At 72.1% G+C, this 16,276-nt stretch carries 13 protein-coding genes; 8 read left to right on the top strand and 5 right to left on the bottom strand.

Going from position 1 to position 16,276, the window contains the following annotated elements; translation table 11 throughout:
- Window positions 1-357 precede the first annotated feature (357 nt).
- Complete coding sequence (rny, locus tag ABGB17_RS13615) at window positions 358-1,977, top strand: ribonuclease Y (RefSeq protein ID WP_347629143.1); 1,620 nt, start codon at window positions 358-360, stop codon at window positions 1,975-1,977.
- A gap of 22 nt (window positions 1,978-1,999) precedes the next feature.
- Here the strand turns inward: rny and ABGB17_RS13610 are convergent, their stop codons facing one another.
- From ABGB17_RS13610 to ABGB17_RS13590, 5 genes are all read right to left on the bottom strand, one after another.
- Window positions 2,000-3,877, bottom strand: a complete 1,878-nt coding sequence (locus tag ABGB17_RS13610) for a prolyl oligopeptidase family serine peptidase (protein WP_347629141.1) — start codon at window positions 3,875-3,877, stop codon at window positions 2,000-2,002.
- Window positions 3,878-4,125: 248 nt separating this feature from the next.
- Entirely contained in the window at window positions 4,126-5,034 is a 909-nt protein-coding gene (locus tag ABGB17_RS13605; protein WP_347629139.1) for an amino acid ABC transporter permease, read from the bottom strand.
- Entirely contained in the window at window positions 5,031-5,714 is a 684-nt protein-coding gene (locus ABGB17_RS13600; RefSeq protein ID WP_347629137.1) for an amino acid ABC transporter permease, read from the bottom strand. Before ABGB17_RS13600 ends, ABGB17_RS13605 begins: the two co-directional genes overlap by 4 nt.
- A 70-nt stretch (window positions 5,715-5,784) precedes the next feature.
- Window positions 5,785-6,642 carry a glutamate ABC transporter substrate-binding protein gene (locus ABGB17_RS13595; RefSeq protein WP_347629135.1) on the bottom strand — a complete coding sequence of 286 codons (858 nt, stop codon included), beginning with the start codon at window positions 6,640-6,642 and terminating at the stop codon, window positions 5,785-5,787.
- 114 nt (window positions 6,643-6,756) lie between these two features.
- Window positions 6,757-7,512 carry an amino acid ABC transporter ATP-binding protein gene (locus ABGB17_RS13590; RefSeq protein WP_347629133.1) on the bottom strand — a complete coding sequence of 252 codons (756 nt, stop codon included), beginning with the start codon at window positions 7,510-7,512 and terminating at the stop codon, window positions 6,757-6,759.
- 168 nt (window positions 7,513-7,680) lie between these two features.
- Here ABGB17_RS13590 and miaB point away from each other — a divergent pair, with 168 nt between their 5' ends.
- The 7 genes from miaB (at window position 7,681) to ABGB17_RS13555 (ending at window position 16,200) form a co-directional block, all read left to right on the top strand.
- Window positions 7,681-9,171, top strand: coding sequence for a tRNA (N6-isopentenyl adenosine(37)-C2)-methylthiotransferase MiaB (gene miaB / locus ABGB17_RS13585; protein WP_347629131.1), 1,491 nt, complete (start codon window positions 7,681-7,683; stop codon window positions 9,169-9,171).
- Window positions 9,172-9,419: 248 nt separating this feature from the next.
- The gene (locus tag ABGB17_RS13580) at window positions 9,420-10,538 is read left to right on the top strand and encodes a CAP domain-containing protein (RefSeq protein WP_347629129.1); all 1,119 of its coding nucleotides are present in this window, start codon (window positions 9,420-9,422) and stop codon (window positions 10,536-10,538) included.
- A 167-nt stretch (window positions 10,539-10,705) separates the two neighbouring features.
- The gene (locus ABGB17_RS13575) at window positions 10,706-11,347 is read left to right on the top strand and encodes a hypothetical protein (protein WP_347629128.1); all 642 of its coding nucleotides are present in this window, start codon (window positions 10,706-10,708) and stop codon (window positions 11,345-11,347) included.
- A gap of 80 nt (window positions 11,348-11,427) precedes the next feature.
- Complete coding sequence (locus ABGB17_RS13570) at window positions 11,428-11,952, top strand: methylated-DNA--[protein]-cysteine S-methyltransferase (RefSeq protein ID WP_347629126.1); 525 nt, start codon at window positions 11,428-11,430, stop codon at window positions 11,950-11,952.
- Entirely contained in the window at window positions 11,952-12,857 is a 906-nt protein-coding gene (gene miaA / locus ABGB17_RS13565) for a tRNA (adenosine(37)-N6)-dimethylallyltransferase MiaA (RefSeq protein ID WP_347629124.1), read from the top strand. Before ABGB17_RS13570 ends, miaA begins: the two co-directional genes overlap by 1 nt.
- A gap of 11 nt (window positions 12,858-12,868) precedes the next feature.
- The gene (gene dapF / locus ABGB17_RS13560; RefSeq protein WP_347629122.1) at window positions 12,869-13,717 is read left to right on the top strand and encodes a diaminopimelate epimerase; all 849 of its coding nucleotides are present in this window, start codon (window positions 12,869-12,871) and stop codon (window positions 13,715-13,717) included.
- Window positions 13,718-13,911: 194 nt separating this feature from the next.
- A complete protein-coding gene (locus ABGB17_RS13555; protein WP_347629120.1) occupies window positions 13,912-16,200 on the top strand; it encodes a tetratricopeptide repeat protein in 2,289 nt (762 codons plus the stop codon).
- Window positions 16,201-16,276: the final 76 nt, after the last annotated feature.

The raw sequence follows: 16,276 nt of genomic DNA, 5'->3' as shown, positions 1-16,276 counted from the left end.
CGGCGCAATTTTCCCGTGTTATCCGACAAATCCTGACTAATCAGGCTAGATGTCCCATGGGAGCGTGCCCACCCCGCTGCCGTGAGCGTGCAAAACCGTCTTGACGGGCGGACTTTGCTTGCTCGTTACCTCTCTGACGCTTAATCTCGACCACAGTGAGGAGTTACTCCGCGCAGTGCGGATCGCGATAACGGTTGACGACGGACGATCAAGACCGATCACAACCAGTGGCCGGGTGCTTCGGCGCCAGGACGCCGGTCCATATTTGTCTGACCAGAATCGCCCGGCCGGGCCGTTCCGTGCTGTGGGTGTGACGCCTCGTGTGCTTGGTCGCGACGCGAGGAGGGGTGCACCCGCATGACGTCGACAATCGTGATCATGCTGGCGGTAGCCGTTGTCCTGCTGGCAGTCATCGCGATCGTCGCGTTGGTCGTGCTGATACGCCGGACCAGTGGTGGACGCGCGGTCCGCAAGGACGCGACTCCCGACCAGCTCGCCGAGGTGCACGCCGAGCTGGAGCAGGCCCGCCGCGAGGGCACCGAGATCCGCGTCAAGGCCGAGAGCGACGCCGGCGAGGTGCTCCGCCGGGCGGAGGCCGCCGCGGAGGGCGCGCTGCGCATGCGCAAGGACGTCGAGGAGGAGACCCGCGTCCTGAAGAACGAGCTCAAGGAGCTCAGGTCCGACCTCGAACGCCGTGAGCTCCGTCTCGCCGAGCGCGAGCAGCGCCTGGACGAGGAGGCCCGCCGCCAGGCCGAACGCGGGCGCGCGATCACCGAGACCGAGGCCGAGCTGGCCGGTCGCAGCCAGGCCCTGGACGAGATCGAGCACAAGCAGCGCGAGGCGCTGGAGCGGGTCGCGGGCCTGACCGCCGACCAGGCCAAGGCCGAGCTGGTCATGAGCATCGAGAACCAGGCCAAACGCGAAGCCGCCCTGATCGTGCGCGAGATCGAGAGCGAGGCACGCAAGGAGGGCGAGAAGCGCGCCTGCAAGATCGTGACGCTGGCCGTGCAGCGGGTCGCCACCGAGCAGACCGCCGAGTCGGTGGTCAGCGTGCTCCATCTGCCCGGCGACGAGATGAAGGGCCGCATCATCGGCCGCGAGGGCCGCAACATCAGGGCCTTCGAGTCCACCACCGGCGTCAACCTGATCATCGACGACACCCCCGAGGCCGTTCTGCTGTCGTGTTTCGATCCGGTACGCCGGGAGACCGCCCGGCTGACGCTGGAGAAGCTCGTGCTGGACGGCCGCATCCACCCCCAGCGCATCGAGGAGGCGTACGAGCGCAGCAAGGACGAGGTCAAGCACCTGTGTGTGCGCGCCGGTGAGGACGCCCTGGTCGAGCTGGGCATCACCGAGATGCACCCCGAACTGGTCACGTTGCTCGGCCAGCTGCGCTACCGCACCTCCTACGGGCAGAACGTGCTCAAGCACCTCATCGAGTCGGCGCACATCGCGGGCATCATGGCCAGCGAGCTGCGCCTCGACCCCATGCTGCTCAAGCGCTGCACGGTGCTGCACGACATCGGCAAGGCCCTCACCCATGAGGTGGAGGGCAGCCACGCCCTGATCGGCGCCGAGATCGCCCGGCGGTACGGCGAGCACGAGGACGTGGTGCACGCCATCGAGGCCCACCACGGCGAGGTGGAGGTCCGCACCGTGGAGGCGGTGCTCACCCAGGCCGCCGACGCGATCAGCGGCAGCCGCCCCGGCGCCCGGCGCGAGTCCCTGGAGGCGTACGTCAAGCGGCTGGAGCGGCTGGAGGAGATCGCCCAGTCGTACGACGGCGTGGAGAAGGTGTTCGCCATGCAGGCCGGCCGGGAGATCCGGGTGATGGTGCGCCCGGACGCCATCGACGACATCCAGGCGCAGGTGATCGCCCGGGACGTCGCCAAGCAGGTGGAGGAGGAGCTGACCTACCCGGGCCAGATCCGCATCACGGTGGTCCGCGAGTCCCGCGCCACCGAGTTCGCCCGCTGACGGCCCGCCGCCCCGCCAAGGGTCAGGGGCGGAAGATCTGCTGGTAGAACGCCAGCTCCGCCGCCAGCGCCGCGCTACGCGTCTCGGCGCGGCGGAACCCGTGCCCCTCGCCCTCGAACGAGAGGTACGCGCACGGCACCCCCCGCTCGGTGAGCGCCGCCACGACGGCCTCCGCCTGGGCGGGCGGCACGACTGGATCGTTCCTGCCCTGCATCAGCAACATGGGGCACCGGATGCCCGCGATGCGGGACATCGGCTCGCGGGAGGCGTACAGCAGGGGGTCGGGCGGCCCGACCAGCCACTCGACGTACCGCGACTCGAAGTCGTGGGTGGCCGCGGTGAGCGGCGCCAGCGCCCCCACCCCCGAGACGGACACCCCGCCGCGGAAGACGCCGGACGCGCAGCACGCCGCCATGGCCGTCCAGCCGCCCGCGCTGCCGCCCCGGACCGCGACGCGCGCCGGGTGGGCCAGCCCTTCGGCGATCAGCCACCGCGCGGCGGCCACGATGTCCTCGACGTCGCCCACCCCCCACTGGCCGCGCAGCCGGTCGCGGTACTCCCGGCCGTACCCGGTGGACCCGCCGTAGTTCACGTCGAGCACGCCGATGCCCCGGCTGGTCAGGAACGCCTTGTGCGGGTCGAGCGCGGCGACGGCGTGGGTGGCCGGCCCGCCGTGCGCGAACACCACGTACGGCGCGGGCCCCTCGGAGAACGGCACGCTCGGGTTGGCCGGCGGGTACACGATGGCGTGCACCGGCCGCCCGTCCCGCCCCGCGATCTCCACGTGCCGGGGCACCGGCAGGTAGCCGGGAGGCACCCCGGCCGCCTCGCGGCGCAGTGTCTCGGCCCGCCCGGTCGCGACGTCCACCCGCACGACGGAGCGGGGCAGCGCGGGGCCGTACGCGACGCCGCACACCGCGGCGCCGTCCGCGGCGAGGCAGGGCGACCACCCGCCGTACGGCGTGGCGAGGTCGGTGAGCACCCCGGTGGCCGGGTCGAGCACCCCGAGGCGCAGGTCCCCCCGGCCGTGCAGCACCGCGAGCCGCCCGTCGCCGAGCACGGCGTACGGCGCGCCGCCGAGCTCGCCGGACACGCACGCGAACTCCTCCTCGGCTGGGCACAACGCGCGCGAGCCGCCGCCCAGCGTGACCTCCTCGAGGTTCCACCAGCCGGAGCGGTCGGTGACGAGGTAGAGCGTCTGGTCGTCCTTCCAGCGCGGCGCGAGCACCGACTCGTCCCGCCCGCCGCGCACGCACCACGGGTCGCCGCCCGCGAGCCGCACGACGCGCAGCTCGGTGCCCGTCCACGGCATCGACGGGTGGTCCCAGCAGATGTACGCGAGGTGCGTGCCGCCGGGGGACAGGGCGGGCGAGGCGTAGAAGTCGTGGCCGCTCACCCGCTGCCGCACGTCGCCACCCGCCAGCGGCACGGACACGATCGACCGGGTGACCTTGCCGTCCCCGGTGTGCCGCTCCTGGACGCACCAGATCTCGCCGTCGCGCACCAGCGGGTCGGCGTAGCGCAGCCCGCACTCGACCTCGGGCTCGGGTGTCAGCGGCCGGGGTTCACCGCCGCCCTCGGGCAGCAGGTAGAGCCGCTGGTCGGCGTGGTGGGCGAACACCAGGCCCGCGCCGGGCGCCACGACGTGGGACCGGCCGCCGTACTCGTGGACCCGGGTGCGGGCGTCCCACGGCGCGGGCAGCAGCTCGCGGCGGGTGCCGTCGGCGGCGACGTGGACGACGGTGCGCCGTCCGCCCTCGGCGGGACGGTCCTCCTCCCACCAGGTCTCCGCGCCGACGACCGACGGGTGACCGGGCCGCACGCCGGACCGCACCACGTCGGCGGTCGAGATCGGTGAGGGCCAGGTGCCGGGTTGCCCGGGAGCGGGCGTGGGGGGCATAGCGGAATCCTGCCGGAAAACGCCGCCGCGTGTGCCCGTTACGGCACGGATACCGGATCCGGCCATCCGGTGACGCTCCGTGACGGCTGCATGGCCGGGAAGGGCCCGCCGCCACGACGGACGGCGGGCCTGGGCGACTGTGGGCCTGTTTCCCGCACGAGCCCGGAAGTGCCTGGTCAGGTGCACCTTGTGATCCGGCGCCGTGAGTGATCGGCGCGGGTCGTCGAGGGCGAGGCGCTGAAACCGGTCTAGGTGCCGCCCCCTCCGGTGCCGAGTCCCATGCCGCCTCCGCCGCCGACGCCGACCGCTGTGGGCGCCTGCACCGGCGGGGCCGCGCTGCGGCGGCTCCGGCGGCTGCGGCGCTCCAGGACGACGGCGACGTAGCCGAGGACCATGTTGATCGCGATGTACACCAGGGAGATCACGATCGCGCTCGGGATCAGGTTGCCGAAGTTGGCCGGGATCTGCTTCAGCCCGAAGTTCAGCAGCTCCTCGTACGCGATGACCCAGCCGAGCGCGGTGTCCTTCAGCAGCACCACCATCTGGCTGACGATCGCCGGCATCATCGCGGTCGTGGCCTGCGGCAGCAGGATGAGCCGCATCACGCCGCCCTTGCGCAGCCCGATGGCGTACCCCGCCTCGGACTGCCCGCGCGGCACGGCCAGGACGCCCGCCCGGAACACCTCGGCGAGCACCGAGCCGTTGTAGAGGGTGAGACCGATCACCACGGCCGTGAAGGCGGGCACGTTGACGGTGTAGCCGCTGGCCGTGGCGGGGAAGAACTGCACGAAGAAGATCAGCAGCAGCAGCGGGATGGCCCGGAAGAACTCCACCACCCAGCCCGCGGGCACCCTGATCCAGGCGTGGTCCGACAGCCGCCCGAGACCGAAGACCATGCCGAAGACCAGCGCGAGGACCGCCGACAGGACGGCGGCCTGCACCGTCGCGATGAGGCCGGGGATGATCTGGTTGCTCCAGACGTCCGCCCGCAGGAACGGCTCCCACAGCCTGCCCTCGAACTGCCCCTTGTCGGCCAGCCCGCGCACCACCACGTAGCCGATGCCGAGGACGACCACGGCCGACACCAGGGTCAGCACGTTGTTGCGCAGCCGCGCGCGGGGCCCTGGGACGTCGTACAGCACGCTCGCCGTGCTCATCGGCTCACCGCCAGTCGCTTGGCCAGCCACCCGAACAGGAAGCCGGTGGGCAGGGTCAGCACCATGTACCCGGCGGCGAAGCCGAGGAAGATGGGCAGCGTGCCGCCGTAGTCGTCGAACATCTGCCGCATCACCGAGGCCGCCTCGATGTACCCGGCGACGATCACGATGGTGGTGTTCTTGGTGAGCGCGATCAGGATGCTGCCGAGCGGCGCGATCACCGAGCGGAACGCCTGCGGGAGCACCACCAGCCGCAGCGACTGCGTGAAGGTGAGCCCGATGGCCCGCGCCGCCTCCGCCTGCCCGGCTGGCACGGTGTTGATGCCGGCCCGCAGCGATTCGCACACGAAGGCCGCCGTGTAGGCGGACAGGCCGATGGTGGCCCACCAGTAGTAGTTGGTGGACGAGTCACCGGACAGGGTGTACTGCAACGTGTCGCTCAGCCCGAGCACGCACAGCAGCAGCACCAGGGTGAGCGGGGTGTTGCGCAGCACGTTGACGTAGATCGTGCCGGCGGCGCGCAGCACGGGCGTCGGGGACACCCGCATCGCCACCAGCACGGTGCCGAGGATCAGCGACAGCAGCGCGCTCATCAGCGTGAGGCGGATCGTCGCCCAGAATCCCAGCATGATCGTGCCGAACTGCTCGGCCAGGGGGCTGAAGTCGAGAAACGCGTCCATCAGGCTCCACAGGTTCCACCGGAGACGGGAGCGCCGGTGAGGCGGACCTCACCGGCGCCCGGGGACGGGGTCAGGCGCAGCCTTCGGCGGCGGGCGCGCTGGTGGCCGTGAAGTTCAGGCCGGTGCCGCTGAAGTGCTTGTCGAACAGCGACTTGAGAGTCCCGTCCTGGTACATCTTGGTGATCGCCTTGTTGACCGCCTCGCAGGTCTCCTTGTCGCCCTTCTTCAGGCCGACGCCGTACTTCTCGTCGGTGAACGGGGCGCCGGCGACCTTCAGGGCGCTGCCCTCACGCTTGGCGTACCCGGCGAGGATCATGTCGTCGGTGGTCACCGCGTCGATGGCGTTGCCCTTGAGCTTGGTGATGCACTCGTCGTAGCCGCCGGCCGGGACCAGCTCCACGTCGACCTTCTTGTTCATCTTGTTGGTGCCCTCGGCGATGTTCTTCCAGGAGTTGGAGCCGGTCACCTGGCAGATGCGCTTGCCCGCGAGGGTGTCGAGCGAGGTGATGGACGAGTCGTCCGCCCGGATCAAGGTGTCCTGGTGGGCGATGTAGAACGGCCCGGCGAAGGTCACCTTGGGCTTGCGGGCCTCCGTGATGGAGTAGGTGGCGACGATCATGTCGACCTGGCCCTGCTGGAGGAAGGTCTCGCGGTTGGCCGACCGCGCCTCCTTCCAGGTGATGCCGCTCTCGGGGACGCCGAGCTCCTTGGCGATGTACTTGGCGACGTCCACGTCGAAGCCCTCGACGGTGCCGTCCGGCTTCTTCAGGCCCATGCCCGGCTGGTCGTACTTGACGCCGATGACGAGCTTCTTGTCGTTCTGGGCCTTCTGCAGGGCCGTGGTGGGGCCACCGCCGCCGCAGGCGGTCAGGCTTCCGGCCAGCGCCGCCGCCGAAACCAGGACGGCCCCGATCTGTCGTGTACGCATGTGCGTTTCCTCAGCTTTCTTCGTGACGAACGGTCGGCTGCCGCTTCCGCGCAGGCGGGACGGCGCGTCGGGCCTCGGCACCTGTGCGAGACCGGGCGTGACGTCGTGACATTGTCAGTGGGTAAGGATCTTGGAGAGGAAGTCTTTGGCGCGGTCTGTGCGCGCGTTGGTGAAGAATTCGTCGGGGGTGTTCTCCTCGACGATCTGCCCCTCCGACATGAAGACCACGCGGTTGGCGGCGCGGCGGGCGAACCCCATCTCGTGGGTGACGACGACCATCGTCATGCCCTCCCGCGCGAGACCGATCATGACGTCCAGCACCTCCTGGACCATCTCGGGGTCCAGCGCGGAGGTGGGTTCGTCGAAGAGGATCATCTTCGGCCCCATGGCCAGGGCCCGCGCGATGGCCGTGCGCTGCTGCTGGCCGCCGGAGAGCTGGGCGGGGTACTTGCCCGCCTGGCTGTCGATGCCGACGCGCTCCAGTAGCTCCATGCCCTTCTTCTCGGCCTCGGCGCGGGACACGCCCCGCACCTTGATCGGACCCAGGGTGACGTTCTCCAGGATGGTCTTGTGGGAGAAGAGGTTGAACGACTGGAACACCATGCCCACGTCCGACCGCAGCCGGGCCAGCGCCTTGCCCTCGGCGGGCAGCGGCTTGCCGTCGAAGGTGATGCTGCCCGAGTCGATGGTCTCCAAGCGGTTGATCGCCCGGCACAGCGTGGACTTGCCGCCCCCCGACGGGCCGATGATCACTACGACCTCGCCCCGGGACACCGTGAGGTTGATGTCCTTGAGCACGTGGAGCGAGCCGAAGTGCTTGTTGACGTTCTCCACTCTGACCAGAGGTGTCGCGTCCCCGTTGTCCGTCATGCTGGACAACGTAGGTGGTCAATGCCGCCTGTCACTAACCGCGCGGTACCGATCCCATCACGGCCTTGTCACAGGCTCGGATCGCGGCCCTGCGCAGGCCCCGAAATGCGGACGAGCCGGGCCGTGAGGCGTTCCCGGGGCCGCGGAGCGCCTACGCTTGTCATCGAGATGACTGTCACCGAGGAGCGCTCCCGCACGTACGAGGTACGCACGTACGGGTGCCAGATGAACGTACACGACTCCGAGCGGCTGTCGGGCCTGCTGGAGGACGCCGGATACGTCAGGGCGGGCGCCGGCGAGACCGCCGACGTCGTCGTCTTCAACACCTGCGCCGTCCGCGAGAACGCCGACAACAGGTTGTACGGCAACCTCGGCCACCTGCGCCCGGCCAAGACGAGCAACCCCGGCATGCAGATCGCCGTGGGCGGCTGCCTCGCGCAGAAGGACCAGGGCGAGATCGTCCGGCGCGCCCCGTGGGTGGACGTCGTGTTCGGCACCCACAACATCGGGTCGCTGCCGGTGCTGCTGGAGCGTGCCCGCGTCGCCCAGGAGGCGCAGGTCGAGATCAAGGAGTCGCTCGACGTCTTCCCGAGCACCCTGCCGACCAAGCGCGAGTCGCCGTACGCGGCGTGGGTGTCCATCTCGGTCGGGTGCAACAACACCTGCACGTTCTGCATCGTGCCCGCGCTGCGCGGCAAGGAGAAGGACCGCAGGCCCGGCGACATCCTCGCCGAGATCCGCTCCCTGGTGGAGCTCGGGGTGCTGGAGATCACGCTGCTCGGGCAGAACGTCAACACCTACGGCGTGGAGTTTGGTGACCGGCTGGCGTTCGGCAAGCTGCTGCGCGCCTGCGGGGACGTCGAGGGCCTGGAGCGGGTGCGGTTCACCTCGCCGCACCCGGCGGCGTTCACCGACGACGTCATCGAGGCGATGGCGGCCACCCCCAACGTCATGCACCAGCTCCACATGCCGCTGCAGTCCGGGTCGGACCGCGTGCTGAAGGCCATGCGGCGGTCGTACCGGGCCGAGCGGTACCTCGGCATCATCGAGCGGGTGCGCGCGGCCATGCCGGACGCCGCCATCTCCACCGACGTCATCGTGGGCTTCCCCGGCGAGACCGAGGAGGACTTCCAGGACACGCTGGAGGTCGTGCGGCGGTCCCGGTTCGCCAACGCCTTCACCTTCCAGTACTCCATCAGGCCCGGCACGCCCGCGGCGACCATGGACGGGCAGGTGCCGAAGGAGGTCGTCCAGGAGCGGTACGAGCGGCTGGTGGCGCTGCAGAACGACATCTCCTGGGAGGAGAACCGCGCGCAGGTGGGCCGCACGCTGGAGGTCCTGGTCGCCGAGGGGGAGGGGCGCAAGGACGAGGCCACGCACCGCATGTCCGGGCGGGCGCCCGACAACCGTCTCGTGCACTTCGTGCCCACACTGGCCGGCGGGGCCGGGGCGCGGCCACGGCCGGGGGACATGGTGACGGTCGAGGTGACCTACGCGGCGCCGCACCACCTGGTGGCGGACGGGCCCGCGCTGGCGATCCGGCGTACCCGGGCGGGGGATGCCTGGGAGGCGGCGGACGCCGCGGCCTGCGGGGTGCCGTCCGGGGGCGGCAAGCCGGGTGCGGTGGCACTCGGGATGCCGGTGCTCCGGCGCTCCTAGAGTCCCTCATTTCCCACTAGATACGGCATTTCGGACACCAGGCGGCGGGGCTCTCGGTAGGCTCGCCGCAGTGGTGGGGCTGGGGTGTGCCCTGGGGTGATTGGACCGTTATGAGATCGGTCCAACAGTTGGCAAGTCGTGATTCTTCCGTGATTGAGGTGCGATAACGCGACGTTTGGGGCTAGTGTGACGTGCACTCGCGGAAGCCGGAGCGCTTTCTTCCCGATACGCCCGCAGGAGTCAACTACATGGATCGGCACGACCCCACGTCGCCGGGCCCCTACGACGAGTCCAGCCCTCTCCCACCGCCCGCCTCCTTCCCCACGGAATATCTGTCGTCCGAGCAGCGCCCGTCCCGGGTCGCGCGTTCGGCGGCCGCGCGCTCCTCGGGCCGCCGCCGCACCCTGGTGATCAGCGCCGCGGCGGCCGTCGTCGCCGCGGCCGTCACCGCCGGGAGTGTCATCGCCCTCACCGGTGGTCCGAGCACCGCCGCCCCCACGTCCTCCTCGGGCAAGCAGGTGGCCGGGCAGAGCGAGGAGAACCCCGCCGAGGACGCCGCCCCCGTCGGCCCCGAGGCCGACCCCGGCGACGCCACCCTGGAGGAGGCGCCCGCCGCGGGCGACGCCGGCCCGGGCAGCGCGGGTGCGGGCGGCTCAGGCGGCGGCGCGCAGGACGCCCAGCCGGACGCCCCCGTCCGCGACGGTGAGAGCGCCAAGAACAAGCCGAACGACGACGCGCAGGCCCCGCCGGCCGGTGGCTCGGGCGTCGGCCCCGACGGCGACGCCGGCTACGTCGAGCCGCTCCCGCAGCAGCCCAACGCCTTCAAGGGCGTCGGCGACGTCGAGATCCCCGGCCCGAGCCCCACCCCCACGGCCAAGCCCTCCGCGAGCACCACGCCCAAGCCCAAGCCCAAGCCGCGCAGGACCCCCACGGCGACCCCCACGAAGAAGCCCACCTCGGCTCCCTCCGGCGGCTCCTCCACCCTGGTGGCCACCGAGAACGAGGTCGCCCGCCTGACCAACGAGGCCCGCGCCGGCCAGGGGTGCGGCCCTCTCCGCATCGACGAGAAACTCCGCGCCGCCGCCCGCGGCCACTCCGACGACATGGCCGCGAAGGGCTACTTCGACCACACCTCCGCCGACGGCCGCTCCCCCTGGGACCGCATCAAGGCCGCCGGCTACAAGAGCTCGATGTACGCCGAGAACATCGCCCGGGGCCAGGCCACCCCCGCCGCCGTGGTCAAGGCCTGGCTCAACAGCCCCGGCCACCGCGCCAACATCATGAACTGCAAGCTGAAAGCCATAGGCGTAGGCGTCCACCTCGGCCCCGGCGGCCCCTGGTGGACCCAGGACTTCGGCGGCAGCTGACCCTTCTCCTCTTTCCTCCACCCGGCCGGGGCCCTCAACGGGACCCCGGCCGGCCTGCGTCCTCCCTCCGGCCGGCCCGGCGGGAGGACCGGGACCGGGTGGAGAGCGGAAGCGGTTAGCCTGATCGCGTGCTTGTCGCCGCCGCTGTGTGCCCGCATCCTCCTTTGATGGCCCCCGAGCTGGCGGGGGGCGCGGCGGTGGAGCTGGACGGGCTGCGGGAGAGCTGTGTGGCGGCGGTCCGAGGGCTGGGCGGGGCGGACGTCCTCTTCGTCGTCGGTGGGGGAACGGTCACCACGGGGTATCCGGGGGAGGCGGCGGGGACACTGGCCCCGTGGGGGGTCGATGTCCGGGTGGGGACGGGACGGCCGGTGCTTCCCCTGTCGTTGACCGTCGGTCGGTGGCTCATGGACCGGGCCGGGGTGGACGGGCCGCACGGGTACCAGGCCGTCGCCATGGATGCCGCACCGGAGGAGTGCCTGGCCGTCGGGGCGGAACTCGCGGCACGGGCCCCGCGGGTGGCGCTTCTCGTCATGGCCGACGGGTCGGCCGCGCTCACCGTGAAGGCACCCGGCTACCTGCACCCGGATGCCGGCCGTTATGACCGAGCCCTGGCCCGGGCTCTCGCCGCGGCGGACACGAAAGCCCTGGAAACGATGGACCCCGCGGAGGCGGACGACCTCTGGGTGGCGGGCCGGGCCGCGCTCCAGGTGCTCGCGGGCGCGGGGCGGAACGGCGCCTTCCGCGCGGAGGCGCTGTACGACGAGGCGCCCTACGGCGTCGGTTACCACGTCGTCTCCTGGCGCCGCTGAGCGACGACTCCGTCCGGAAGTGTCGCCACCCACCGCTACCGTGAGAAGTGACACCGGCAGGAACCCAGGAAGGCGGGAGCATGACCGTCGCGTTCGGAACCGTCCCGACGCCGCTCGGGGATTTCCTCGTGGCCGTCACCGAGGACGGCGTGGCGGCGACCGCCTTCCAGGACGGTGACGGTGTCAGGAAGGCCGTGCTGGCCCGCCTCGGCCTCCCTGAGACCGCCGACCCGGCCCGCACGCTGCAGGCCACGACCGAGCTGGCCGAGTACTTCGCCGGGCGGCGGCGCGCGTTCACCGTACAGATCGACTGGCGCCTGATGTCCCCCCTCCAGCGCAGGGTCCTCGGCACGCTGACCACCACCGTCGGCTACGGGCACGTCACCACGTACGGCGCGCTCGCCGAGGCCAGCGGGGCGGGTGTCCCGGCCCGGGCCATCGGGTCGGTCATGGGGAGCAACCCCATCCCGGTCGTGGTGCCCTGCCACCGCGTCGTCGCGGGCAACGGCCTCGGCGGGTTCAGCGGCGGCGAGGGTGTCGAGGACAAACGCTGGCTGCTCACCCTGGAGGGTTACCTGCAGCCCACCCTCGACTGGGCCCTGTGATGGACGGCCCCCCCGTGGTGGCCGTGGTGGGGCCCACCGCCGCCGGCAAGTCCGACCTCGCGGTGGAGCTGGCCCTGCGCCTGGGCGGCGAGGCGATCAACGCCGACTCCATGCAGCTCTACCGCGGCATGGACATCGGCACCGCCAAGCTCACCGAGGCCGAGCGCCGCGGCGTCCCCCATCATCTGCTCGACATCTGGGACGTCACCGAGACCGCCAGCGTGGCCGAGTACCAGCGCCTCACCCGCCCCCTCATCGACCGCATGCGGGCGCACGGCATCGTTCCCGTGCTGGTCGGCGGCTCGGGCCTGTACGTCAGGGCCGCGCTGGACGATCTGGACTTCCCCGGCACCGACCCCGCCGTCCGTGCCCGCCTGGAGGCCGAGCTCGACGTCCTCGGCCCGGCGGCGATGCACCAGCGGCTCAAGGAGCTCGACCCCGCCGCGGCCGAGGCGGTGCTGCCGAGCAACGGCCGCCGCGTCGTGCGCGCACTGGAGGTCATCGAGCTGTCCGGCCGCCCCTTCTCGGCCACCATGCCGTCGTACGACGCGGTCTACCCCTCCGTCCAGATCGGTCTCCAGGTCCCGAGGCCCGAGCTGGACGAGCGCATCGCCCTGCGGGTGCGCCGCATGTGGGACGCGGGTCTCGTCGCCGAGGTGCGTGCCCTCCAGGCCAGGGGCCTGGCGGACGGCCGCACGGCGGGGCGGGCCCTCGGGTACGCCCAGGTGCTGAGGTTCCTCGCGGGGGAGTGGACCGAGGAGCGAGCCGTCGACGAGACCATCAGGGCGACCCGGCGGTTCGCGCGCCGCCAGGAGTCGTGGTTCCGCCGCGACCCGCGGGTGAGCTGGCTGCCGTACGACGCCCCCGGCCTCCTGGAGCAGGCGGTCCGGCTGGTGCGGGCGTAAGATGCTGTGACATGCGTTTCGTCAAGGGTCACGGCACAGAGAACGACTTCGTCATCCTGCCCGATCCGGACGGCGTGCTCGACCTCCCGGCCACTCTGGTCGCGGCCCTGTGCGACCGGCGGGCCGGCATCGGCGCCGACGGTGTGCTGCGCGTGGTACCCGCCAAGCTGAGCCCCGAGGCCGTCGAGATCGTCGCCCGGGCCCGCGGCGCCGCCGCGCACACCGGCGAGGCCGAGTGGTTCATGGACTACCGCAACGCCGACGGCGGCATGGCCGAGATGTGCGGCAACGGTATACGTGTCTTCGCGCGCTACCTCGTCGAGGCGGGCCTCGCCGACCCGGGCGGGTTCGACGTGGTCACCCGCGCGGGCATCCGCCAGGTGCGCATGGGGCCGGAGGGCATGGTGACCGTGGACATGGGCCCACCGCTCATCATGGGCGAGAGCTGGGCGACCGTCGGGGGCACCCGCTACACCGGCCTGGTCGTCGACATGGGCAACCCCCACCTGGCGTGCCTCACCGGCGAGCCGGTGGCCCGCTTCGAGCTCCACGCCCAGCCCGGTTTCGACCCCGCCGTGTTCCCCACCGGCGTCAACGTCGAGTTCGTCAACCCCGTGGGCGACCGGCACATCGTGATGCGTGTCCACGAACGCGGCTGCGGCGAGACCCGTTCCTGCGGCACCGGCACCGTGGCCTCCGCCGTGGCCGCCGCCCACGCCGCCGGCGAGACCACCGGCACGTGGACCGTCGAGGTCCTCGGCGGCCTCCTCACCGTCACCCTCACGCCCGACACCAGCTACCTGACCGGCCCGGCCGTCCTCGTCGCCTCCGGCGACTACCCCGCCGCGACGCTGACCTGACCCGTCCGCGCACCCCGCGGCGCCGGAGGCCCCGCGCCACGCGGCCCGCGGGCCGTCACGGACCCTTTGTCCGGGTGCGCCGGTGGACAACATCCGTGTCTTCTCGTGCTTCTGGCCGCATACGGTCATCGGTATCCCCAGGGCACCGCCCACATGTTTGGGGCACGCCCGGTGAACTGGCAGACTGACCTGCCATGGACGTTGACATCTGGGCATGGGTGGCGGACACCCAGCGGCAACTGCACGAAGCCGGGAACACCGGTCTGGCGATCGCGCTGGGTGACCTGCCCGCGCAGGTCTTTGAGGGCCGTTATGCCCAGCTTGACGTGATGGCTCCCGCGGTGGCCCAGCAGGCGGAGGCGCTGGACCAGCCGTGGCTGGAGTTCTTCGCCCGCTACTGGCACCTGCTCAGCCGGGTCGGCGACCGCCACCAGGGCGCCGTGGCCCTCGGGGACGCGGACGCCCTCCTTGAGTTCTCCCGCCGCGCGGACGTCAAGGAGTGCCCCTCCACGCCCGCCGCCGTCGAAGCGCTGGCCGTCGCGCAGGCCAACACCGACGGCCCCGGGTACGCCGCCGAGCGCCTGGCCGCCCTCGGCGCCGCGCTGGACGGCACGGCGCACGACTCGCCGGCGTTCTGCGGGCTCGCCGTGCAGTACGTCTCGGCCCTTCTGGACGCGGGGGAGCACCAGCAGGCCGTCACCTACCACGAGTCCGCCGTGGCGGGCCGCCGCGCCGCGGACGGCCAGGTGAGCTGGGAGCTCGCCGCCATGGGGGTACGCGCGCTGCTCGCCGCCGGCCGCACCGAGGAGGCCCTCGCCGAGCTCGACTCCGCCAAGGACTTCCCGGCCGACGACCCCGTGTCCAAGCCGCACCGCGAGGGCGTGCTCCGCGCGCTCGTGCTGGCCACCGCCGGGCGCGCCACCCCCGCGCTGGAGGCGCTGCCCGACCTCGACGTCATCGGCGAGCACCCCCGCGACTGGGTGGAGTGGGCCCGCGCCGTGCGCCTGCTCGACGAGGTGATCGCCAACACCTGGCAGCTCGGCCGGGTGCTGCGCCAGTGGATGGGCTACTACGAGACCATGGGCGTGCACCGCGGCCGGGTCGAGCTGGCGCTGATCGCCGGCCACCTCGCCGTCGGACGCAAGGGCATCTGGCAGGCCCGGGCGCTGGCCGACCTCGCCGAGGCCTGGACGGCCGACCTGCGTACGGCCGACGGCATCGCCGAGCGGGTCGCCGAGCTGCGGGCCGCCGCCGAGGCCGCCACGCCGCTGCCCGCCCCAGGGCCGCAGGACGAGCTGGTGGCCTACTTCGACGCCGCCGACGGCCACAACGCCGACCCCGAGCGGTGGGTCGGCTGGCTGGCGCCGCTGTCGGGCACCGACCTGGAGGCCACCCGCCGCCACGCCACCACCATCTCCTTCCTCGGTTACGCCCCGCTCGGCGCCGACCTGCTGTGGAAGCAGATCGTCGACTCCGCCGACCCGGCCGAGGCCGACCCCGACGACGTCGGCTACCTCACCGGTGTGCTGATCGAGGCCGGCCAGGACGACCGGGTGGAGCGGTTCGCCGCCATGCTGCCCGCGCCGTCCCGCCACCTCGCCCTCGGCCGGCTGCACCGCGCCCGCGAGCGGTGGGAGCAGGCCCGCGACGCGGCCGCCGCGTCGGTGGAGGCCGGCGCGGAGGGCGAGGTGGCACTGGAGGCCCAGCGCCTGCTCGCCGGTGCGGCCCAGCAGCTCGGCGACAACGCCGGAGGCGCGGCCATCCTGCACGAGATCGTCCAGTCCGGGGCGTCCGAGGAGGAGGACGTCTGGCGCATGATCGTCATGGCGACCGCCGCCGAGGACTGGGCCCTGGTGCGCGCCGGTGCGGACAAGCTCGGCATGGAGGTCGAGGGCACCGAGGGCCCCATCGAGGAGGAGTGGCACCTCGTCCGGGTCGTCCTGCCCGTCTCCGACGGCAGCCGCCGCGAGGTCCTGTCCGTCCGCACCGGCCCCGCCACCGCGCGGCTGCTCATCCCGCAGCCCCGCGGCATGGACTACAACGCCGGCGACGTCATCGTGATCGACCCCCGCCCCCTGGAGCCGGTCCCCGAGGACCCTCAGCAGCAGGAGAGCTTCGTCATCCCGTTCGCCGCCGTCTCCATGCTCCGGCCCGGCGGCTACACGAGCTGGTTCTTCGACGGCGCGGCGCCGAGCGAGCACGACTGGACCGAGTTCAACGAGCTGATGGCCGAGCGCGGCTGGCCCATGTGGGTCTACAGCGACGACAACTACACCGTCACCCACCCCACGTCCGGCGAACGCCTCCAGGGCGTCTACGGCTGGATCGCCGTCCCCCCGGGCGTGGAGCCCATGGAGCTGGACGCCGTCCTGGACGACGCCACCGAGCGCTGGTCCCACCCCCTGGCCTGGCTGGACCTCGCCCGCGCCGCCGGCATCGAAGCCGAACGCCACGAGCGCATCATCAAGGAATACGGCCTCTGACCACCTGCCGGCGGTCGATGCGCTGAGCGGGCACCGGCACAGCGCCCGCACGCCGGCACCACCCGCACGCCGGCAC

The sequence above is a fragment of the Sphaerisporangium sp. B11E5 genome (genome assembly GCF_039871875.1).
Lineage (GTDB): Bacteria > Actinomycetota > Actinomycetes > Streptosporangiales > Streptosporangiaceae > Sphaerisporangium.
This window is presented reverse-complemented; position numbering and strand designations above follow the sequence as displayed.